Raw genomic sequence first — 20,485 nt, forward strand, 5'->3', positions numbered from 1 at the left:
GGCGTCGGATGTTGAGAGCCGATTTCACTTGGCGGTACAACGCGCGCATGGGAGTTCACCTCCTTCCGGAGCTGTTGGCACGTGGGCTCAGCACCGCGGTGAAGCGCGGCGGAGCCAGCGCCGGGCCCACCTGAGGACCGCCGCCGTCGTGGATGACCGACAGCCGCCAGTCATGGATGAGCAGGCCGACGATGTCCTTGAGGAGTTGCAGGGTGACGGTCGCTCCGGCGCAGGTGTGCGGCCCGTGCCCGAAGGGGAGGTAGGCGGCCCGGGAGACGGGTGCCGCCCAGCGCTGCGGGAGGAACTCGTCGGGTCGCTCCCAGTACGCGGGATGCCGGTGCACCAGGTAGGTGCACACGGCGAGCTGGTCCTCGGGTGTCACCGTCATCCCGCCGAGCTCCACGGCCCGCAGCGGCGTACGGGCGAACAGCCAGGCCACCGGCCACAGGCGCAGGGCCTCGCGCACGATCCGGTCCGGTGCCGCCGGGCAGCCGGGATGGGTGCCGAGAAGGTGGACCGACCATCCGAGGGCGAAGCCGATGGAGCCCACCGCGGCGAACAGGAAAGACAGGTAGACCTCGGCGAGATCGTCGGATGCCGTCGCGGGACCGCAGCCGTCCACCACGACATCGAGCAGGTCGCGGGGGCCGGCGCTGCCGCCGTGGTGCTGTCGCCGGTGCTGCCGGGCGCGTATCTCGGCCTGCAGCGCGGCGGACGCGCGGTGGCGGAGGAGGAGCCTGGACGGCGGTGCGTGGCGCCTGCGGGCACCCGCCAGCACGGCGCGGGTGACGACCTTGCCGACCGTCGTACGCAGGGAGATCGGCGCGCCCGGGTGCAGCAGGACATCCGCCAGGTGCTCGTGGACCAGCAGGTTCCCCGCGTCCGGCCAGGAACTGCGGGGCGCGAGGCGCTCGTGGATCAGCCGGGGCAGCTGCGACCGCCGGGCGTCGAGGTGGTGGTGCATCAGGGCGCGGGCCGCACGGCCGATCTCCGCCTGCGCGGCCCGCGGCCCGAAGACGCCGTGCCGGGTCCGGTAGAAGTCGGACGTCTCGGCCACGATGGCCGGCCGGTTGCCCAGCACCGCCCGCGCCGCCTCCGGGCCGGCCACGTACACCATTCCCGAGGCCGAGCGCCACACGTCGTGCACGCCGTCGAACTCGGCGCGCAAGAGATCCAGCGGGCCGCTGGAGTGGGCGCGGGCCGCGGCATCGCACGGGGTACGGGCGTGTCCGCCGGCCCCGGACCGCGTCGCGGACGACTTCATGAGGCTCTCCCAGCAGACCGTTGGAGCGCGGTGTGCCTGCGCGGTACGAGGAACCCGGCCGGCGTGGACAGCCTGCCGACCGGGCGGTGACCTGTCGCCCTCTGTGCCGCTGAGCGGAACAGGGAGCAAGGCCGTCAGCCGGAGCGCCTGCCAGGTGACAGGGGTGCGGACCCCCGGGAGTGCGGGGCGGGGCTCACCTGCGGTGGCCGAGCGCCGCGCCGATGGCGGCCGCGGTCCGCCGGGCGGCCTCGGCGAGGCGGTCCAGGCGGTGTTCCGGATCGGTCAGCACGCACAGCGCCGCCATCGGAGGACCGCTGCGTACCGGCACCGGTACGGCGGTGCAGCACACGCCCTCCAGCACCTCCTCCCGGTCGAAAGCGGCTCCGTGCCGGCGGATGGCGGCAGCCTCGTCCGGCCAGGAGTCCCGCGAGGGGCCGAGGGGCAGTTCGGGGCCGGACAGGGCGACCAGGACCTTCCCGGCCGCCGTGTACCACGGCCAGACCGGCCGGTCGTTCACCGGCGGAAGCGTCGTGTCGAGTCCGGTCGTCCACTCCAGGATCATCGTCTGCCCCTGGTGCAGCACGGCGAGTCCCACCGTCGTCCCGGTGACGGACGCCAGCCGCCGCGATGGCCGCCGTGCGGCGGGACGCAGCTCGGGACACGGCTGCCATCCCTGGCCGAGCCGGAACAGATGCGGACCGATGCGGTAACGGCCCTGCCGGTGCTCGACGGCTCCGAGGTCGCTCAACTGCTCCAGGAGCCGGTACGCCGTCGTCTTGGGCAGGCCGCTGGCGGACGCCAGGGTGGTGAGCCCCGCGTCCTCGGCCTGCCGTAGGGCGGACAGCAGCGCGAAGGCCCCCGCCAGTACGCCACGCCCCGGCGCCCCGGTCGTCGAGGGTGCCGGCGGTGAGCCGTTGCTTCGGACCGCCGTCGCCGTGTTCGATCGGTACACGTGTCAACTCCCGTCTGCCGGTGGAGTTCGCGGGCGCACCGAACCCCGCATCGGTTCCCGGCCGGTGCCCGCCGCCTCCGGTGGGGCCCGGCATGTCCGGGTTCAGACTGACGGTCGGTTATTGATTGAAAGTTTGCCGAAAGCTTGTCGCCCTGCGGCGCCGGTGCGAGGACCGTGGAGACAAGGTGAACGGGGGCTGGACATGGTGGTGCGGCTGTGCCTGTCGGGACCGGTGGAAGTCGTGCTGCGGGGGCGTGCGATGGATGCGGGGCCGCCGCAGCGCCGGGCCGTGCTGGCCGCGCTGGCCGTCGACGCCGGCCGGCCGGTGCCCGTCGAGGCGCTGATCGAGCGGGTGTGGGGCGCGGACCCCCCGGAAGGGGCGCGCCGTGCGCTGTACGCCCACATATGCCGCATCCGGCGCCTGGGAGAAGAGCGGGACACCGGTGGCCGGGGACGGCTGCCGGTGCTGCGCCGGCCCGGCGGCTACCAGCTGGACCTCGACCCCGACGCGGTCGACCTGCGCAGGTTCCGCCGGCTGGTGGCGCTGGCCCGCGTCAGCGGACAGCCTCGGGACCGGCAGGCCGCGCTGCTCCGTGAATCCCTCGCCCTGTGGCGCGGCGAACCCCTCGCCGGACTGCGCGGTGCGTGGCCGGCCCGGGTGCGCGAGGCGTGGCGGCGCCGTCGGGTGGACGCCGCCGTACGCCTGGCGGACCTCGAGGTGCACAGCGGCGACCCGGCCGCCGTGGCGCAGCAACTGAGAGATCTGCTGGACGAGCACCCCACGACGGAATCCGTCGCCGAGGCCCTCATGCACGCCCTGTACATGGCGGGAGACGGCGCGGAGGCGCTGCGCTGCTACGCGCAGCTCAGGCACCGCCTCGCGGAAGAGCTCGGCGCCGAACCGGGCCACGGCCTGCGGGAACTGCACCGACGGATCCTGCTGGGCCGGCCCCCGAGAGGCGCGCTGTATATGCCGTCTGCGTCTGCTGACTCGGATACGGATGCTCGAACTGGTTCTGTCGGTCAGTTCCTTCTGGCTGATTGATGCCTGCTGTTTATTGGCGGGTGCCGTAACAGCGGTGCTGAGGGGTGGAGGCTGGTCGACCGTCGCCGGGTCGTGCGCGAAGTCGAGCGTGCCCAGCGGGTGTAGGTGCGGCTGGTCGCGGTGACCTCCTTGGCCGTGGGGGAGAGGGCCGTCTGCGCTTCCGTAACGGTGCGAAAGGCCTGGTGGGCGGCCGTTTGCTGGGCGTGCCAGAGGCTGTCCATCCGGGTCTCCAGGTGCGGGTGCTGGAGCCACACCAGTTGCAGGCCGCCGCCGGGCACGGCCGAGGAAGCCACTTCTGCCCGGTTGTCGGAGGTGTTGGCGTACGGGTCTGCGGTCGGCAGGACGGCCCTCATCAGGGCCGTCGCCGCAGCCACCGCCAGGCCGCGACCCGACTGCGGATTCCGCACTCGCTGATCGCGGCCTCGTCCAGGGCGCGCGGCCTTCGTCTGCCACAGGTTGTCATCGCCGGTCGGGCCGGTGGTGTGGAGGTGCCCGCGGGTGGTGACCCGCCACAGCTGCCGGCTGGCCTTGGTGAGGCCGCCGAAGTGGTGTAGATACCGCTCGGCCACCTCGCCGTCGAAGGTGCAGCGCGCCACGTCGCCGGTCGCGCACCCCGCACAGTGCTGCTCCGGCCCGGGGCGCGCCGCCGGCTGCCGCTCGTAGTGCGGATACGTACGGTGCGGATGGCACGACGCCGGCGGTGCGTCCGGCCGACACCGCGCAGCTGGACCTCGATCAGCCCCAATAGGGCCAACCGGGCGCCCTCTTCGGCTCAGTGGGCGGCGGTTCCGGCACGGTCGCCGTTGTCCAGCGCGTCCTCGCGGCCGGGGAGGGTGACCGGCAGCCCTGCCGCCTCCCATGCCTCAAGGCCGCCCGCCACGTTGTGGACGGAGGACCGGCCCGCGCGGATCGCCTGCGCGCCGGCCTGCACGCTGCGCGCGCCCGTGCGGCATATGAAGGCCAGCGGGCCGGCGGGCAGTCCGGGCAGCGAGGCCGGCAACGTGCCGAGCGCGGCGTGGACGGCGCAGGCCGGGTGACGCGCTGCCCATTCGTCGTCCTCGCGGACATCGACCAGCGTGAGTTCCCCGTCCACGACGCGGCGATGCGCCTCGGCGGGGGACAGGTCGGCGGGCGTGCGGGCGTCGCGCCGGGGGGATGGCAGCACCGTCCGGATCGCCTCGTAGTTCGAGGCGTGGGCGACGGCCAGCGTCTGCCCCATCATCGGGCAGACGTTCATCGCCTCTTCCCAGTGCGCGGTGGACTCCCATTCCGCCACGTTGACGAGGGTGAACCTGCTTCCCGGAACGATCGTGCGGAACATGTACGTCCGAAGAAAACCGGGTTGCGCCGCCATCACCTCGGCGGCAGCCTGCCAGGCGTCGAGATACGCCTCTTCCTTCTCCTCGTCGATCTCGATCGGAATGATCACAACATGACGATTATCCATCTGCCGCCCCTCTGTCGGTAAGGCAATTGCGACCAGGAGGCACCGACTCCAGGCTGCGGGCCGGCACTTCCTGAGATGCAGCCTGCGCGCACGCGTCGGCGAGTGGCAAGTAAGATTGCTGGATCGGCAAGGCGCTCGCGGCGACGGGGAGCCTTCCGTGCCGCTCTCCGCCGCGATCGGCACGGGGTGGCCGGGCTCACCAGGGGATGACTCCGTCGTCGTTGAAGAACGAGCCGGTCGGGCCGCCGTCGGGCAGCGTGGCGAGCCGGATGGCCGTGGCCGCGCCCTGCTCGGGGGTGCGGGGCCCGTAATGGCCGTTGAAGTCGGTCGCGACCAGGCCCGGGCAGGCGGCGTTGATCAGGATGTTCGTGCCGGCGAGTTGCCGGGCGTACTGCACGGTGACGGCGTTGAGGTACGTCTTCGTCGGTGCGTAGGCCGCCATGATCGGGCCGATGTCGATGCCGGGGTCGGCCTGCCAGGTCAGGGAGCCGACGGAACTGGAGACATTGACGATGCGCGGTGACGCCGAGCGCCGCAGCAGCGGCAGCATCGCGTTGGTCACCCGGATGACACCGATGACGTTGGTCTCCACGACCGTACGGACCACGTCGAGGTCGAGCATGGTCGGGTCCTGGCCCCACCCCGGACCCGTCGGCGGGCCCGAGATGCCGGCGTTGTTGACCAGGACATCCAGGCGCCCGGCCCGCCGTTCGATCAACTCCGCGGCACCGGTGACGCTCTCGTCGCCGGTCACATCCAGCGGCACCCCGAACGCGTCCACCCCGGCGCCGCGCAGCTTCTGGACGGCGGCCTCGCGCCGGTCCTCATCACGGGCCCCCACACCCACGCGGTAGCCGAGGGCGCCGAGCCCGGCCGCGATTTCGTACCCGATTCCCTTGTTCGCGCCGGTCACCAGCGCGATCTTCGTTTCGCTCATGCCGTTGATGCTCGCTCGCGGACGAGCGGCGCAGCCAACACCGATACGGTGCCCTGTCATACCCGGTAGGTATCACCGGCGTACGCTGTGGCCGTGGACACCTTGGAGACCCGCGAGCTGAAGTACTTCCTGGCCGTTGCCGAGGAACTGCACTTCGGCCGCGCCGCCGAGCGCCTCGGCATGGCCCAGCCACCGCTGTCCCGGGCGATCCAGCAGCTTGAACGGCGCCTCGGTGTCCGCCTGCTGGAACGCAACCGCCGCGGCGTCTGCCTGACCGGCGCCGGAGAGGTGCTGCTGGACGAGGGCCGCGCAGCCCTCGACGCGATCACCGCTGCCCCTCGCCGCACCCGTCGCGCCGGTGGCACCGACAGGCCGGGCGGCTCCCGCAACCGCCTGGTGCTGGCAGTAAAGGCCGCCGCGTCCCACGAGCTGCTGCAAAAACTCCTCGACGCCTACGCGGCCGAGCCCGACGCCGCAGAGATCGAGGTGCTGCCGAGCGGCACGTGTGAGCAGGAGGAAATGCTGCGCGACGGCCGCGCCGATGTGGCGCTCATGCACACGCCGTACAACTCCCTCACCGGGTTCGACAGCGAGCAACTGCTGACCGAGGGGCAGATCGCCATCCTGCCCGCCGGACACCCCCTCGCCGCACACAAGACGCTGTCCCTGGCCGACATCAGTGACATCCCCGACCTTCCGCTCGCCCGCTGGCCCCGCCACGGCACCTACCCGCCCGGCCCGGGCCCCGAGATCCACGACCAGACACAACTGGCCCAACTGATCGCCCTCGGACGCACCATGGCCGTCTTCCCCGACTCCGCCCGCGCCTGGCTATGGGCCGAGCACACCGCCGTCCCCCTGACCGACGCACCCCCCATCGTCACCCACATCGCCTGGCCCCCACACAGCCGCTCCCTCACCCTCGCCGCACTGATCCGCACGGCCACGCGGCTATGACCCTCTCCTGCCTTCCCTCGCCGCCATCACCCTGAGGACACACTGAGCCTTCTCCAACCTCAGGTCGAGGCGTGACGAAGGGCGGGGATGGTCTTGACGATGGCGGTGGCTCGGTTGGTGCTACAGCGGGGTTTCCGCCGGAGGCGCCAGCCCTTCAGGGCGGCCACTTGCTCGCCGAGGCAAGGGATTTTGGCCTGGGTGCTGTTGTGCCGACGTTGCCGCAGCTTGAGACGCAGGCCGCGGAAGGGCGCCCGGGTGGTGCCGCCGGCGCATCGATACGCCTTGTCCGTCCAGCACTTCACCTCCGCGTCGCGGGGGGGGGGGGTAGTCACCGCCAGCACCGGTGTCGTGGCGAGCGCCGGGAACGGTGGGTGAGGCCGACAGCAGCCGACCTGCCGCATCGGCGATGGCCTGCCCCGCCGGGCTCGTCGGACATGGCGGCGCCGAGCCGGCCGCGAGCCACCGCGGAGCTATGCACCGGTCGGTGCGGACCCGGTCTACCGGTTCGCGGCTTCGCGAGAGGCGATCCGGTTCGTGCGGCCGACCGCGCGGCCCACGGCGTTGCGCACCGCGAGGCCCGGCCGGGTGCGGGGCACCATGAGCCTGGAGAGCAGGCCGACGCGTCGCTGCCGCGGACCTACCTCACGGCGGAGCCGCGACTCGTAGGCGGCGAAGGCGTGGGCGTGATCACCGGGATGGGCGGCGAGCTCTTCCGCGAGGGCGTACGCGCCCGCCATCGCCATGCTGGACCCGTCACCCAGCAGGGCTGTCGCCGCCGCCGCGTCCCCGAGCAGTACGACCCGTCCGCGGGACCACGAGGGCACCCGGACGGTGGTCAGGGGGTCGAAGAACGGAGCCGGGTGGTCGAGGAACGCCGCCACGAGTTCCGGTGCCCGCCATCGCACGTCGGCGTAGGCGTCGGCCACGGTCTGCTTGTGGAGGGCGATGTTCTTGCGGTCGTGGGGCGCCGGCTGTGCGGCCCGGAAGGTGAAGATCGCGAGCGGGGTGGTCCGCGAGGGGTGGAGGACCAGCATCCGGTTCGGCACGGTCAGCATCGTCATCTCGGTCGGGTCCTCGATGGCGTCGGGTTCCAGCGGGACGGTCGCGCCGTACAGGCCCAGGTCGCCCGCGAACTGCCGCTCGGGGCCGAATACCAGGCGTCGAACGGTGGAGTGCATCCCGTCGGCACCGACTACCAGGTCGAATCGCCGTGGCGCGGACCGCCGGAAGGTGACATCGACCCCGTCTTCATCCTGGTCGAGAGCGGTGACCGTGTCGTCGAACACGAACTCGGCCTCGGTCTGCGCCGAGCGGTGGAGCACCTCGGACAGGTCGGCTCGGGTCACCTCGACCGTCGGCGCCTGGTCCGAGGTGAGCGGGAGTTGCAGGATTCGCCTGCCGTCGGGGTCGAGCAGGGTCAGCGACCGATTGCGGGTGGCGAGCTCGCGGAGCTGCGGGAGGATGCCCATGCGCTCGGCGACCGGGATCGCGGGCCCCTTCACGACGATCGCGCTACCACCGGAGCGCAGCTGCCGGGCGTGTTCGACGACCGTCGGCCGGTATCCATTGCGGGAGAGCCAGTAGGCGAGTGCGGGCCCTGCGATTCCGGCACCGACTATCAGCACCTCGGGCTTCTTCATGACGATGACCTCTCGGAGTGTCGATGACCAGGTCCCCGGCGAGTGCCGGGGCCGGGGCTCAGGGCGCGGCGGCACGGGGCAGCACAGCCCGGGGCAAGGTACGGAAATTTTCGTACCTAAGTGGAGCACGTCCTTCAGGTACGATGCAAGTCGTACTTGAAGGAGGTGTGGCGTGGCCGGGAGGAACCTGGTCGGCCCGGAGGCCGAGGCGCTCGATCTGGGTGCGGTGTTCCGCGCCCTCGCCGACGAGCACCGTCGTTCGGTGATGACGGAGTTGGCAGCCGACCGCAGCGACAGCGAGCGGGGCTGCAACTCGTTCGATCTTCCGATCTCGAAGCAGACCCAGACCCACCACTTCCGGGTCCTGCGCGAGGCAGGTCTCATTGAGGAGATCGACTACGGCAACCGCAAGGGCATCCGACTACGACGCGCGGACATCGAGAAGAGATTCCCCGGGCTGCTCGCGCTCCTGGGAGCAGAGTCCCCCGGCGGTAGTGCTCCTCGCTGAGCACAGCTGAGCACACCGGAGGGGAGTCCGAGTCGGCCCTGAGCCGCAAGCTCGGCCGGATCCAGCTCGCGCCCGGCTCGCAGGTAGCCGAGCACGACGCGGACACGAATGGATCGGTGTCGTTTCGACCACCGTCCCGCGCTCGTGACCGGCGCCGATCACTTCGGCGCGCGCTCCCTCACGCCCACCCCCACTGAGGTTTCCTCAACCTGCGTGCGGAGCAGGGCCACTGGGGGCGAGGGCGGGGACCGGGCGTGGAGAAGCTCCTGGTGGACGGGTGCGTGTCGAGTCCAAGCCATCCTGCTGGGGCCTGTTGCGAAAGTGGAGTTGTCGGACTGAGGTGCCCTGCGGTAGGTACCGCTTCTTGTCAGGCTCGTGGGGGGCACTGCCCCTGGGGGCCGTCAGTTGCCATCGGGAGGCTGCGCAGTGTCAGTGCAGCCGGCGGGGGCAGCGGTTTGTTGGCCGGGTCGGTGCGGAACGACTGGAGCAGATAGGCCACCAGGCGCCGGGACGCTGCACCGTCATCCGGTAGGGCGGTCACCAGACCGCAGTGTGCCAACAGGACCACGGCGAGGTCGGAAGGGTGAAAATCGGCCCGCAGCGCGCCCGACGCCTGGGCCCTGCGTACCAGGGTCATGAAGTCCCGCTCGGCGTGTTGCCGGGACTGCGCGTGTTCCGACGTGCTTTCCGGGAAGGCCGCGACGAACGCGGCCGGGAACCCGCGTTCCTCCCGTTGCAGAGCGCAGACCGTCTCGACCAGCTGCTGGAAGCCCTGCCACGGGTCAGGGGCGGCCAGAGCCTCGGTGAGCGCCCGCGCGCAGGTCTCCATCTGCTGCGCGAACGCGCCTCTCACCAGGGCGTCCCGGGTCGGGAAATGCCGGTACAGCGTCGCCACGCCGACCCCGGCCCGTCGCGCCACGGTCGCCATCGGGGCGTCGATCCCGTGCTCCGCAAAGACCGCACGGGCGGCGACGAGGACGCGCTCCCGGTTGCGCCGGGCGTCCGCCCGCACCCCGTCCCGGGCTGTGATCCGAGAGGATTCCGCCATCACTGTCTCTCACTTCCGGTCCAAACGGACGATTGCGTCCACTTAAGAGCTTACGGTCGGTGCCAGATCCCTGTACGGCACCCGGCGACGAAGGCAGAACGATGAAGGACCGCATGATGAAGGCCGTGCTCTACGACCGCTATGGCGGCCCCGATGTGCTCTATACGGGCCGCGTGCCACGCCCCGAGCCGGCCCCCGGCGAGGTCCTGGTGAAGGTGCGCGCGTTCAGCGTCAACGGCGGCGAACTGGCAGTCCGTGCCGGCCGTCTCCGCCTGCTGAGCGGCCGGAAATTCCCCAAGCGCGTCGGCTTGGACTTCACCGGCGAGGTCGCCGTACGGGGGGCCGGAGTCACACGGTTCGCGGCCGGCGACTGCGTATGGGGGGTCTTGGGCCGCACCTCCGGGTTCGGCAGCGCCGCCGAGTACGTGACCGTGCCCGCCGAGCGGGTCGGCCGGCTCCCCGACGGCCTTGACCCGGTGGACGCCGCCGCGCTGCCGGTGGCCACCACGGCCATCACCGCGCTGCGGGACAAAGCAGGGCTGCGTCCCGGCGAACGACTCCTCGTCCGGGGCGCGGCGGGCGGTGTCGGCAACGCCGCCGTCCAGCTCGGACGGGCGTACGGCGCCGAGGTCACGGCCCTGGCCCGCGCAGCCAACCTCGACTTCGTCCGCGGGCTCGGCGCGCACAAGGCCGTCGACCACCGGGCCGTGCGGCCGGCGGAACTGGGCCGCTTCGACGTGGTCCTGGACACCGCGGGGACCGACCTGCGGGCCTTCCGGCGCCTGTTGAATCCGGGCGGGCGCATGGTCACCATCGCCTTCGACATGAAACGGCCCGCTGCGTCGCTCGGCTACCTCGCGGCCAGCACGGTCCACGGACACGGCCGGGTGCGCTTCTTCAGCGGCAACCCCACGCGGGCGGACTTCGACGACCTCGCCCGCCACGTGGTCGAGGGCAAGCTGAGCCCTGCGGTGGACACGGTCTTCCCCCTGGAGGAGACGGCAGCGGCACATCGGGCACTGGAGGCGGGCGGCGTCCAGGGCAAGTACGTGGTCAGGGTCGCGTAGGACGTCTGTGGAGGTGCGCGTCACAGCCACTCGTTGACGGCAGCGATGAGGACGGTCGCCTCGTGGCGCACCCACCCGCTACGACAAGACCCCCGAGAGCTACCCTGCAGCACTCCACCTCCGCGGCGCGGTCATCTGGCTCCGCGGCCTCACGTGAAGGCCCGAACTCCGCCTGGAAAGGTATCCGGCGGCGGGCAGGCGGTGCGGCGACAGCTCGTGCGGGTGGGGGACGGCGAACCGCTCCGTCAGCCGGGCGGGCAGCACGCTTATGGCGATGCCCTCCTTTAGGCGGTGCCGCGCAGCAGGTCCGCGGCTCGTTCGGCCACGGCGTACACCGTGGCGACCGTATTCGCCGACGGAATGGACGGGAACACCGAGGCGTCGGCGACCCGGAGTCCGTCGATGCCGTGGACCCGCAGGTCGGGCCCGGTGACAGAGAGGGGATCGGCCCCCATCCGGCAGGTGCCCACCGGATGGCAGTACGAGGTGAGGGTCCGGCGGACGAACCCGCGCACGGCATCGTCGTCGTCCGCGTCCGGCCCGGGAACCACCTCCCGACCACGCCACGGCGCGAGCGCCGGGGCGTAGCCGATCTCCCGGACGAGCCGCACACCGGCGACGACCGCCGTCAGGTCACGCTCGTCGGTGTAGAAACCCGGGTCGAGCACCGGCGCCGCACCGGGATCGTCGCTTGCCAGCCGCAGCGTGCCGCGGCTGTACGGGCGGATCGCGGAGACAGCGATGGTGTAGCCGTCCTCGGGGTCCTTGCCCGAGGGCAGGTGGGAAGGCACGTCGACGAAGACGACCTGGAGGTCCGGCTCTTCGACAGCGGGATCGCTGCGTATGAGACCGATGGCTTCGCCGTGGTTGTTGCGCCGTGGCGGCAGCGGGCGGGCCGCGCTCGACGTGACGCTGACGATCGGATGGTCGTGGAGCCGGGCGCCGACGCCCGGCAGGTCGAGGACGGTCGTGAGGCCCACGTCGGCCAGATGGGCCTGCGGGCCGACCCCCGACAGGAGCAGCAGCTGTGCGGAGCCGATGACACCGGCAGTCAGGACGACTTCACCCGCGCAGTCGACGCTCACCTCGTCGGTACCGGTGCGGTACTCCACGCCGACACAGCGCCCGCCGCTGATGCGCAGCCGCCGCACCAGGGCGTTGGTCACGACGCTCAGGTTGGGCCGCTCCAGGGCCGGCGCGAGATAGGCGTCGGCGGCGCTCTGCCGCCTGCCGTCGACGATGTTGAGGTCCGTCAGTCCGAAGCCCTCCTCCAGGCCGCCGCTGATGTCGGGGGCCCTGGCATACCCCGTCTCCGCGGCCGCTTCCAGGCACGCTTCGATGACCGGATGCGGCGGGTTGGCGGGTCCCACGGTCAGTGGGCCGTCGATCCCGCGCAGTGCCGGATCGCGGCCCACCGCGGTCTCACTGCGCCGGAAGTACGGCAGCAGATCGTCGAAGCCCCAGCCCTTGGCGCCCTGGCTGGGCCACCGGTCGTAGCCGGAGCGGTGGCCGCGGGTGAAGACCATGCCGTTGATCGCCGAAGATCCGCCGAGCCCGCGCCCTCGCGGCAGTTGTACGGATGTGCCGGTGGCCGACTGCTCGACGGTGAAGTCTCCCCAGTTCGCGGGGGTCTGGAGCAGGGTGGGCCATACGGGAGGCGAGGTCTGCGCGGGCAGCACCTGTGAGCCACCCGCCTCGATCAGCAGGACATGAGTGTTCACGTCCTGCGACAGCCTCGCCGCCAGCACACAGCCGGCCGTCCCCGCGCCCACGATGACGAAGTCGAATGCCGGCACGCGGCCCTCCTTCGGAGCGTCGTCACTCCTGCACGGCTTCGCCGAGCCGCTATCAGGTATCGAAGCATCACGGTCGCACGGCGGGAAGATTACGCGCCCTTTGATTCCGTCACCGTGTCGGCCGGGACGACCTCATCCAGCAGCTGATGGTCAGGGTGCGCGAGAGGCCCTTGCCGGTGCTGGCCGGCCCGTCTGGCAGTGGTGAGTCCTCGCTCCTGCGCGCCGGACTGATCCTCCCGACCTGCGCGCTACTTCCACCGCCCGCTGCTCCGTACGCCGTCGGACGACGACGAAGCCCGGCCGCTGCCCAGCGCACGCCACCTCTTTCCAGGCGCCCCGATCGGTGGCCGGCCACAGCGTGATCACGACTCCGCACAGGCCCTGGCTCAGGAGATCCACATCTGCTGATCGGCCTTGCCTGCCTTGCCGGTTGCTTCCGCCGGTCGGATATCGCTGATCGCCTCGCAAAGGCATCGGCTGAAGAAGATGACGTACGAGCCACAAGACCTTCCACCAGGCCCGGATGGGGGCGCACATCGTGCTGCACACGGCCAGGGGCCGCTCCAACGCGAGCGTCGCCCGGGAGACCGGCCTGCACCTGGACAGCGTGCGCAAGTGGCGGGGCCGGTTCGCCGGGGGCGGATTGTCAGGGTCGGCCACAATCGTCCTGCGCCGCTCTCTTTCGTCCGCGACGCTGCAGGCCGCCCAGGCCAAGGCGCCGGACGGCCAGTTACCCGCTAAGGCAAGGACGCCGTTCTCCCGCTGACGATCGTTCCGGCTCGGATCACGGCTCGGATGTCGAGCAGCGTCTCCAGGTGCTGCAGCGGGTTGCCGGGTACGGCGATGAGGTCGGCGTCGTAGCCAGCGGCGACCCTTCCTTTGCGGTGGGCCAGCCCGCATGCCTGTGCGGCGAGGGACGTGGCCGAGGCCAGGGCTTCGGCGTGGGTGAGGCCGAGCGAGCCGAAGTGGATGATTCCGTACGGGAGCACACCGTGGGGCTTGCGGGGGCCGGCACCGGCATCGGAGCAGCAGACCAGCCGGGCTCCTTCGCGGTGCATCCGCGCGAAATTCGCGGCGCGCTGCACCACGCGCTCGGCCATGTGCGGTGCGACCATCGCGCCCGTCGGCAGCCATGCTTCGGTGGCGCCAATGAAGATGCCTGCCTCCACCACGGCCGCAACGGTCTTCCAGTCGGGCTCGACACCGTCCTCGGTGAAGAAGGAGGCATGCTCCAGGCCGTCGACGCCGGCGGCCACGGCATCGGCCATCCCCTGCCGACCGTGCGCATGCGCGGTGACCGCCCTGCCGTGAGCATGGGCAGTCCGGGTCACGGCGGCCAGTTCGTCGAGTGAGTACTGCGACTGATGCGGCCCCCATCCGGGAGTGGTCACACCACCGGTCGCCATGACCTTGACCACGTCGACGCCGCGCGCGATCCGCTCCTCGACGGCGGCCTCCACCGTCGCGACGCCGTCGGCTTCGCCTCCCAGGAACCAGCAGTGTCCCCGCGTACGCGTGTTGGGAGGCCCGGCGGCAACAATCTCCGGGCCCGTCTCGCTGCCTGCCGTGTAGCGCTCACGGAGCGATAGGGCCAGAAAGCGGCGGTCGCCGAGGTCTCGTACGGTGGTGACGCCCGCCCGCAGGTGCTGCCCGGCGTGGTGGCGCATGCGCGTCAGGGTGGTGTGGTCATCCTCATCCGCCATCGCCTCCTTCGACCTGTCGTCGGGGTCGAAGGCCAGGTGCACGTGGGAGTCGATGAGCCCGGGCAACAGCGTGGCATCGCCGAGATCCACAACGCGCAGATCCGCGGAGGGGGCCGCTCCCGTCATATCGACACCGGCAATGCGCGAACCCTCGATGAGCACCAGCGGGCGCCCCGCTCGCAACGCGTGCCCGTCGAACAGTCGCGCCGCGCGGACCGCCCAGATCCGCTGGCCCTGTATGTGTTGTTGTTCGCCGTTGGCGACCACCTGGCTGTGTCTCCTTGTCTCTTGGTGACTGCTCTTACTTCAGCCGGAGGTCGCGCTCTTGGTGTCGGGGTCGGCTGAGAGACGCGTACGGCCATTGCCGATCATCGGGGTGTGCAGGCTGAGATCACGTGGTGGCCGCGGGGCACAGCGTAGACCCCGCCTGTCGGCCAGAGGCGTTCGAGATCCTGATGGGCGGGTAGCGGGCCGGTTCTCGCGGGTGGGGCTCTGGCGCCGGGCGAGGGCCTGGTGCTGGGTCTGCTGTCGGTCTTGCCGCGCACGAACTGCTGCACGAACTGTTGGGTGATTGCCGAGTGGTCCGGTGAGGCGGGTCCGGACGGCATGCAACACCTTCTCGGCCGGGCCGGGGGGATGCCGACCGTGTGCGTGATGACGTGCGTGAATATGTGCTGGCGCATCTTCCGCAACTAACTCTGCCTACTGTGTTGCCAGTTGTGGGGCGTGCGCGAACCGGGCATCGTCCGCGCGTCCGGGCCGCGAGGAGGGAGCGCCTGCCGCGCCCGCATCCCGAGGACCTGCGCCGAATACTTCCTGCCTTGCGCGCGGGAGTCCGCCTGTCGGGCCCGTTGGCTGACCGCCGCCTTCCTGTCCCGAAAAGATCTGCATCAGTACAGTCGCGCTGATCCGGACGATGTGGTGCTGGTCGTTACCGAGCTGGTCACCAACGTCATCTGCCACACGCGTAGTTCTTGCTGGCTGCGCCTCGCGGGTGGTCCTGCCTGCGTCCGGCGCAGATGAGCGAGGAGAGTGGGCGCGGCCTGGTAATCGTCCGCGCCCTGGCTCAGGCGCTGGACGTACGTGCCGTCTCCGGCAGCGGCAAGACCGTGCGCGCCATGCTCAGGGCTCCTGCCTCCGCTCTCGTCACCGACCTGGGGGCCTGACAGGAGGCGGTGCTGCAGCCCTGTCTTGCGTCACCGGCCGCCTGTGGGCGGTCCGGCTGCCGGTGCCGGTTCGGCAGCCGGCGGTGCGTCATTCGGAGGGCGTGTTTTGGGCGGGTTTTCCGGGGCGCTGGTTGGCCGGTGGGGTGTTGGGGGGCTGGGGGAGTTGGCCGGTGGTGATGACGTTGTGGGCGACGGTGGTGAGCCTGACGCAGTGCTGGCGGGCATGGCGGCGCATGGCCTCGAAGGCGGTGTTGAGGGGGATGCGGCGCTGGGAGGCCAGGAAGCCTTTGGCCTGTTCGATGACGATACGGCTGTGCAGGGCGGTGTGCAGCTGCTCGTTGACGGACTCGGCGTACTCCAGGGTGCGGGCGTTGAGCAGGCCGATGGTGGCGGCGTCGGCGAAGCCGCGGGCCACGAGCAGGTCGTCGGCCGGCAGCGGGCCGGAGGTGGTGCATAGCAGCAGGAGGCTACCCAGGGTCTGCCGCCGCAGCCGCAGGGGCACGGCGCAGGCGTGGGTGTAGCCGACGTCGCGGGCCTGGGGGGTGAAGTCGTTCCAGTCGGCGGGGGCGCGGGCCAGGTCGCCGGGGGCGATGGCGGCGCCGGTGCGGTAGGCGTCGCGGCCGGGGCCTTCGCGCAGGGCCAGGTCCAGCACCTTGGACAGGGCGGGGCTGGGGTCGCACGGGGCAGGGCTGTGCAGGTCCGGGCCCGGATATGCCAGCAGGACGGCGGCGTCGGCGAGGGTGAAGATCTCGCAGCAGCGGGTGGTCAGGTGCTGCAGGAAGTCGATGACGTCGAAGTCGTCCACCAGGGTGTCGGCGAGTTCCACGAACGTCCGGGTGATGGCTTCTTCCCTGCTCATGCTGTGTCTCCTCGTACGGTGAGCAACCCCGTGGCGGGGCGGGGCCGGGCGTCACGGTGGCAGCTCGCGCAGGATGTCGTGGGCGACGTCGGTGACGGGCCGGTCGGCGGCGTACGCCTGGGCGCGCAGCCGCACCAGTGCCTCGTCGACCGCGATGCCCAGCCGGTGACTGAGGACGCCGGCGGCCTGATAGACCTCGATGCGGTGCACCTCCACCGCACCTGCGGCCCCCCGGCCTCCGTGGGTGGCTTCGGCGCCAGGCCACCAGGCCAGCAGCCGCCCGGCCAGCACATCGGCCACCCGCAGTCCGTCGTGCGCCTGCCGCCCGGTCAGCGGGCCGGGCCGGCTGCGGTAGCCGGTCAGGGTGCCGAAGCGGGCCGCGCCGGCCCGCAGCGGCCAGACGAACACGGCCCGCACGCCGAGCTTGCGGGCTTCGGCGGCGAACTGCGGCCACCGCTCGTCCGCCGCCTGGCCCAGGTCGGCCACCTGGTAGGGCACCTGGTCGAAGTCCGGGGCCAGGCCGGGGCCTTGGCCCAGGGTGAACTGCGCGTCCTCCAGCCGGGCACTGGTGTCGTTGCTGAACCACACCAGCTCCGAGTTCAGCGAGGCCGCTATGCCTTCCAGCTCCAGGGCGTCGGCGCACCGCTGCGCCCACCGGCGGCGTTCCTCGGCTTCGGCGGCCTGCGCCAGGCCGTCCAGCAGCTGGGGCAGAACACCCGCGTCCTCCATCGCGGCCTCCCTGCGACGATGGCGCGCCGACTCCGAAGGCGGTCACACGCCGTACCCGCAGAGTAGTGGCGCCGAAGCGCCGCGGAGCCTATCAACCGGAAAGTACCGTTCAAATCCGTATCGGAGCTGCTGTTCCAGGAGGTGACCGGACCCGAGGAGCAGAACAGCGTCGCCATCGCCTCGAACGGGTCGTCCTCGAAAAAGCACATCTTCCGGCGAATCCGTGCGAGGCGATGCCTGGACGGCACAGGTTCGATCCAGGTGATCGTGACTCCGAGGCGGACGTATCCTGCGGCTCGTGATGGCCATATTCGTGCTGGACGGCGCTTCGATTCGATCGCTGGATGACTTCTGGTGGGTTCTCATGGACGCGTTCGACAGCCCGGGACGCCAGTACTTCGGCCGGAACCTCGACGCCTTCGCGGACTGCCTCAGTGGCGGGCCCGGGGGGCCCGAAGCGGATGACTACGTCGTCGAGTGGCACGACCATGCCGTATCGCGCGAGCACCTCGGCTACCCGGAAACGGTACGTCAGTTGGAGCTTCGCCTGGCGCGGTGCCACCCTTCGAACCGGGCGGCTGTCGAAGCCAGGTTGGCCGCCGCCCACGACGGCCGCGGGCAGACCGTCTTCGACCAGCTCGTCGGGATCTTCGAGAGCCGTGCCCCAGGTGTTCTGCGCCTGCAGTAGCGGGATTGCTCGCGGCTCAGGGAGCCTCCCGGCATCGACGTGATCGGCGAGATGGACGAGGGCGGCCTGCGGGTCCATGCCGGAGGCCGTGGCCACGAGCTCAGGACCCATGGTTTGACGAGGTCGACCAGGCGGGTGCCGCGGACCTGGCCGCAACCCCGGTGGCTGCTTTGCACCCTGGGGCACGCATAGGACACCGGGGCCGTCCCGTGCGTTTCGACAGCAGCCCCTCGCCCCGAGAGAGCCGCTCCCCTTTGGCACCGGGCAGGCCGCTGACAGATGAATGATGCGGTGAGCACGAACGTTCGTGCGCCCCAGGGGCCGGGCTGGCGCCGCTACGCTGCTCGTGTGCTGCCCGTGGCGCCCTGCTGGCCGCAGAGCGCTGTTACCTGCCCGGCTGCTTCACGGTGGAGAGCGCATGTCCGACCGCCGGCACCGCCATCTGGCCGCCGTATCCCCAGGCCCGGCGGGCTTCCCCGGCCGCTGGCGGCTGTGCGGCTATGCGATCGGCGATGCCACGGTGCTCGAACTGCACGGTGAGTTCGACCCGGCCTCGCGAGCACCTTCTCGGCGCGCGGCCGTGTCATGGCGGTCATGGACGCTGCGGAGTCGGCCGTGCTGCTCGGCCTGCGTCCGGCCGCGTTCTTCGGCTGCTCCGGACTACGGTTACTGCTGTCCGCGCATCAGCGTCTTCGCACACGGAGCGGACGGCTGCGGGTGGTGTGCGACCGCGTACTGACACTGTGCCTGCTGCACGTCACCGGTATTGCGGCGGTGCTGCGGCCCGCTCCCACGGTTGCCGACGCCCTCACCCCTGTGGCCGCCGACGGGCTACCGGCCGGACGATGTTCGGGCTGTTGAGGCCACGCACTGTGCGGTTCGTACCCACCCAGTGTGGGCACGGATCCGCACCAGAAGTGAAGATCAACGCAGCTCCCCGGACCCTGGAGCGATCATGCCTCGACTGCCGTCCCGCCCGCAGGCGCTACGGGTGCACTGGACGATACGTCCGCTCGGCCTGCGCCTGAGCGGCGCCATCGACACCGCCACCCGCCCCGTGCTGGAGCAGTGCCTGCGGGAACTTGCGCAGCGGTTTCCCGGCCGGACCGTTCACCTTGACCTGACCCGCGTGACCCGGCTGGACCTGGTCGCGGCGGCGCTGGTGGTCGCCACCCGCGACCGGATACGACGCCGCGCCGGCGACCTGCGCCTGCATGTCGGCAATGGTGCGGTGCCGGCACCGATCGAGCTGCTGCCTTCGAGGGCGGCCCGCAAGTCGCCGCCTGGTCCGGTGAGGCAAGAGCGTGGTGGTTGAAGCGAGCCCGTAACGACCCTGCGGCATCGGCCGCCACGGGCGTCTGCGTAGCCATCACCGAGCAGGCATTTTCGGCGTACGGGTCGCCGTCAGCGCGCTTGGCGGCCTCGGCCCGGTCCTGACGGTTCGCGATCGGGGGGCCAGCCGGGGCGAGGAGAGCGGTTACGGTCGACGGGCTCGTAGGAGATCCGGTAGCCGCACTGCACGCACTCCTCGCGGACCACCACGCCGTCCTGAAGGCGGGTGCGGTGGTGATCCGGTGCGCAGCCGTGCAGGGCCATGGTCGGGAGCGTGACCTGTTTCTTCGGCCGCCCTGCGGCCGGTTCCTCCTCAGGCCGGGTGGCTGGGGCATGGTGTTGCTGCCGGCCGAGGAGGCCAAGGCGCGAAGGCGTGCCGACGTGTGCGTTCATACGGCTCTCCACAGCAGAGGGGGCACCGCCGCCGGCCGTGGGCGCGGCACCCTGGATGACCGAGGCCCGCTGGGCGACAGTGCCGAGTGATGCTTCGCGGCGCAGTTCCAGAGGTCGGTACCGCCGACGGGGCGATGGCGCACCACCGGTACCTTGGCGTCGGGCCCGCACGGAACGGACAGCACGCCAGGAAGTCATAGCCCAGGGGCCGTAGGTTGCCGGCGCCGCGCGATGTTCCATCAGATCCTCGCCTTCTTCAGGGCGCCTATGTGGTGGGAGCAACGAAAATCGGAACCTTCGGGCACGTGCCGTCGCACGATGTTCACCCGATAATCACGGTTGGTGGGTAAACGCTACTGCAGCGGCGGTGCGGTGAAGAACGTGTCTGGCACAGCGGACAGGTCCACCCGGCACCAGGTGCGCCCGTCCTCGGCCAGTGCGCGGAGAGCGGCGGTGTTGTCGGTGAAGAGGGGCAGCAGCGAGCCGGTTCCCGTGCGGTCGACCATTTTGCGAAGGGTCGGGCCCGGGCCGGTTAGCAGGAGTTCGCCGCCCACCGAGCGCAGATGCATCGCCTTGCGGACCAGCACGGTCAGGGAGTTGAAGGTCAGCCGCTCTACTGGCGACACATCGAGGAGCACGGTGGGTGCGGTGGCACGGCACCGGATAACGGAGGCGAGGCAGCTCACGGTTTCCCACGACCCGTCGGGCAGATACAGCAGGTGGTACTGGGCGGGTCGGAGCAACGAGATCAGGGCCTTCCCCTATACGGCGCTGGACGCCTCGGCCCGAGGAGTCCACACCCTTGGCGGCTCGACGCGCTGAGCATGCCATCGGCATACCCGTCCGCGTCAGCATCACCCGGCCGCAGCGGTATGACATCCCCTACGTCCGGTGTGGTGGTAGGCAGTGCAGCGGTTGCTGGGGCACCGCTCGCCAGTCCGGGTGCGGGGCGCG

General features: G+C 71.1%; 21 protein-coding genes and 2 pseudogenes. 11 read left to right on the forward strand and 12 right to left on the reverse strand.

What is annotated here, in order from left to right; all coding sequences use genetic code 11:
- Window positions 1–55: 55 nt before the first annotated feature.
- Both CP984_RS38635 and CP984_RS38640 read right to left on the reverse strand, forming a co-directional pair.
- Complete coding sequence (locus tag CP984_RS38635; protein ID WP_003979486.1) at window positions 56–1,264, reverse strand: cytochrome P450; 1,209 nt, start codon at window positions 1,262–1,264, stop codon at window positions 56–58.
- Between the two features lie 193 nt (window positions 1,265–1,457).
- Window positions 1,458–2,216 (reverse strand): IclR family transcriptional regulator, encoded by a 759-nt coding sequence (locus CP984_RS38640; protein WP_003979485.1) that lies wholly within the window; start codon window positions 2,214–2,216, stop codon window positions 1,458–1,460.
- A gap of 202 nt (window positions 2,217–2,418) precedes the next feature.
- Here CP984_RS38640 and CP984_RS38645 point away from each other — a divergent pair, with 202 nt between their 5' ends.
- Entirely contained in the window at window positions 2,419–3,261 is an 843-nt protein-coding gene (locus CP984_RS38645) for an AfsR/SARP family transcriptional regulator (RefSeq protein WP_003979484.1), read from the forward strand.
- On the opposite strand, the gene CP984_RS38650 is transcribed toward CP984_RS38645, so the two are convergent.
- The 3 genes from CP984_RS38650 to CP984_RS38660 form a co-directional block, all read right to left on the reverse strand.
- Window positions 3,240–3,857, reverse strand: coding sequence for a hypothetical protein (locus CP984_RS38650; protein WP_003979483.1), 618 nt, complete (start codon window positions 3,855–3,857; stop codon window positions 3,240–3,242). The two genes, CP984_RS38645 and CP984_RS38650, sit on opposite strands and share 22 nt — an antisense overlap.
- A 176-nt stretch (window positions 3,858–4,033) precedes the next feature.
- The gene (locus tag CP984_RS38655) at window positions 4,034–4,690 is read right to left on the reverse strand and encodes a rhodanese-like domain-containing protein (RefSeq protein ID WP_003979482.1); all 657 of its coding nucleotides are present in this window, start codon (window positions 4,688–4,690) and stop codon (window positions 4,034–4,036) included.
- A 214-nt stretch (window positions 4,691–4,904) separates the two neighbouring features.
- A complete protein-coding gene (locus CP984_RS38660; protein WP_003979481.1) occupies window positions 4,905–5,645 on the reverse strand; it encodes an SDR family oxidoreductase in 741 nt (246 codons plus the stop codon).
- A 93-nt stretch (window positions 5,646–5,738) separates the two neighbouring features.
- On the opposite strand from CP984_RS38660, the gene CP984_RS38665 reads away from it, so the two are divergent.
- Window positions 5,739–6,602: a LysR family transcriptional regulator gene (locus tag CP984_RS38665; protein WP_086026178.1), complete on the forward strand. Its 864-nt coding sequence runs from the start codon at window positions 5,739–5,741 to the stop codon at window positions 6,600–6,602.
- A gap of 497 nt (window positions 6,603–7,099) precedes the next feature.
- On the opposite strand, the gene CP984_RS38675 is transcribed toward CP984_RS38665, so the two are convergent.
- Window positions 7,100–8,242, reverse strand: coding sequence for an FAD-dependent monooxygenase (locus CP984_RS38675; protein ID WP_003979479.1), 1,143 nt, complete (start codon window positions 8,240–8,242; stop codon window positions 7,100–7,102).
- Between the two features lie 172 nt (window positions 8,243–8,414).
- Between CP984_RS38675 and CP984_RS38680 the strand changes: the two genes are divergently transcribed.
- Entirely contained in the window at window positions 8,415–8,750 is a 336-nt protein-coding gene (locus tag CP984_RS38680; RefSeq protein ID WP_003979478.1) for an ArsR/SmtB family transcription factor, read from the forward strand.
- Window positions 8,751–9,117: 367 nt separating this feature from the next.
- Here the strand turns inward: CP984_RS38680 and CP984_RS38685 are convergent, their stop codons facing one another.
- Complete coding sequence (locus tag CP984_RS38685) at window positions 9,118–9,798, reverse strand: TetR/AcrR family transcriptional regulator (RefSeq protein WP_003979477.1); 681 nt, start codon at window positions 9,796–9,798, stop codon at window positions 9,118–9,120.
- 101 nt (window positions 9,799–9,899) lie between these two features.
- Between CP984_RS38685 and CP984_RS38690 the strand changes: the two genes are divergently transcribed.
- On the forward strand, window positions 9,900–10,865 hold the full coding sequence (locus CP984_RS38690; RefSeq protein WP_003979476.1) for an NAD(P)-dependent alcohol dehydrogenase: 966 nt from the start codon (window positions 9,900–9,902) through the stop codon (window positions 10,863–10,865).
- 284 nt (window positions 10,866–11,149) lie between these two features.
- Here the strand turns inward: CP984_RS38690 and CP984_RS38695 are convergent, their stop codons facing one another.
- Window positions 11,150–12,661, reverse strand: coding sequence for a GMC family oxidoreductase (locus CP984_RS38695; protein WP_003979475.1), 1,512 nt, complete (start codon window positions 12,659–12,661; stop codon window positions 11,150–11,152).
- A gap of 131 nt (window positions 12,662–12,792) precedes the next feature.
- Between CP984_RS38695 and CP984_RS43085 the strand changes: the two are divergent.
- Both CP984_RS43085 and CP984_RS38700 read left to right on the forward strand, forming a co-directional pair.
- A pseudogene (locus tag CP984_RS43085) lies at window positions 12,793–13,023 on the forward strand (nSTAND1 domain-containing NTPase); the annotation flags it as partial.
- Window positions 13,024–13,184: 161 nt separating this feature from the next.
- The gene (locus tag CP984_RS38700; protein ID WP_003979473.1) at window positions 13,185–13,427 is read left to right on the forward strand and encodes a helix-turn-helix domain-containing protein; all 243 of its coding nucleotides are present in this window, start codon (window positions 13,185–13,187) and stop codon (window positions 13,425–13,427) included.
- Here the strand turns inward: CP984_RS38700 and CP984_RS38705 are convergent.
- Window positions 13,399–14,631: an amidohydrolase family protein gene (locus CP984_RS38705; RefSeq protein WP_003979472.1), complete on the reverse strand. Its 1,233-nt coding sequence runs from the start codon at window positions 14,629–14,631 to the stop codon at window positions 13,399–13,401. The two genes, CP984_RS38700 and CP984_RS38705, sit on opposite strands and share 29 nt — an antisense overlap.
- Before the next feature lie 131 nt (window positions 14,632–14,762).
- Here CP984_RS38705 and CP984_RS43125 point away from each other — a divergent pair.
- Together CP984_RS43125 and CP984_RS38715 are read left to right on the forward strand one after the other, a co-directional pair.
- Window positions 14,763–15,104: pseudogene (locus tag CP984_RS43125) on the forward strand (IS701 family transposase); the annotation flags it as partial.
- A 279-nt stretch (window positions 15,105–15,383) separates the two neighbouring features.
- Window positions 15,384–15,530, forward strand: a complete 147-nt coding sequence (locus CP984_RS38715) for an ATP-binding protein (RefSeq protein WP_139679709.1) — start codon at window positions 15,384–15,386, stop codon at window positions 15,528–15,530.
- Window positions 15,531–15,618: 88 nt separating this feature from the next.
- On the opposite strand, the gene CP984_RS38720 is transcribed toward CP984_RS38715, so the two are convergent.
- Together CP984_RS38720 and CP984_RS38725 are read right to left on the reverse strand one after the other, a co-directional pair.
- On the reverse strand, window positions 15,619–16,389 hold the full coding sequence (locus CP984_RS38720; RefSeq protein ID WP_003979470.1) for a GAF and ANTAR domain-containing protein: 771 nt from the start codon (window positions 16,387–16,389) through the stop codon (window positions 15,619–15,621).
- Window positions 16,390–16,440: 51 nt separating this feature from the next.
- Entirely contained in the window at window positions 16,441–17,118 is a 678-nt protein-coding gene (locus CP984_RS38725) for an ANTAR domain-containing protein (RefSeq protein ID WP_003979469.1), read from the reverse strand.
- 298 nt (window positions 17,119–17,416) lie between these two features.
- Here CP984_RS38725 and CP984_RS38730 point away from each other — a divergent pair, with 298 nt between their 5' ends.
- The 3 genes from CP984_RS38730 to CP984_RS38740 all read left to right on the forward strand — a co-directional run bounded on the left by CP984_RS38730 (window position 17,417) and on the right by CP984_RS38740 (window position 19,121).
- The gene (locus tag CP984_RS38730) at window positions 17,417–17,806 is read left to right on the forward strand and encodes a barstar family protein (RefSeq protein WP_003979468.1); all 390 of its coding nucleotides are present in this window, start codon (window positions 17,417–17,419) and stop codon (window positions 17,804–17,806) included.
- A gap of 594 nt (window positions 17,807–18,400) precedes the next feature.
- Complete coding sequence (locus tag CP984_RS38735; RefSeq protein WP_129820874.1) at window positions 18,401–18,667, forward strand: STAS domain-containing protein; 267 nt, start codon at window positions 18,401–18,403, stop codon at window positions 18,665–18,667.
- 94 nt (window positions 18,668–18,761) lie between these two features.
- Window positions 18,762–19,121 (forward strand): STAS domain-containing protein, encoded by a 360-nt coding sequence (locus tag CP984_RS38740; protein WP_078605164.1) that lies wholly within the window; start codon window positions 18,762–18,764, stop codon window positions 19,119–19,121.
- Window positions 19,122–19,884: 763 nt separating this feature from the next.
- Here CP984_RS38740 and CP984_RS38745 read toward each other — a convergent pair.
- Entirely contained in the window at window positions 19,885–20,217 is a 333-nt protein-coding gene (locus CP984_RS38745) for an STAS domain-containing protein (RefSeq protein ID WP_106973233.1), read from the reverse strand.
- Window positions 20,218–20,485 lie beyond the last annotated feature (268 nt).

It is taken from the genome of Streptomyces rimosus (assembly GCF_008704655.1).
Lineage (GTDB): Bacteria > Actinomycetota > Actinomycetes > Streptomycetales > Streptomycetaceae > Streptomyces > Streptomyces rimosus.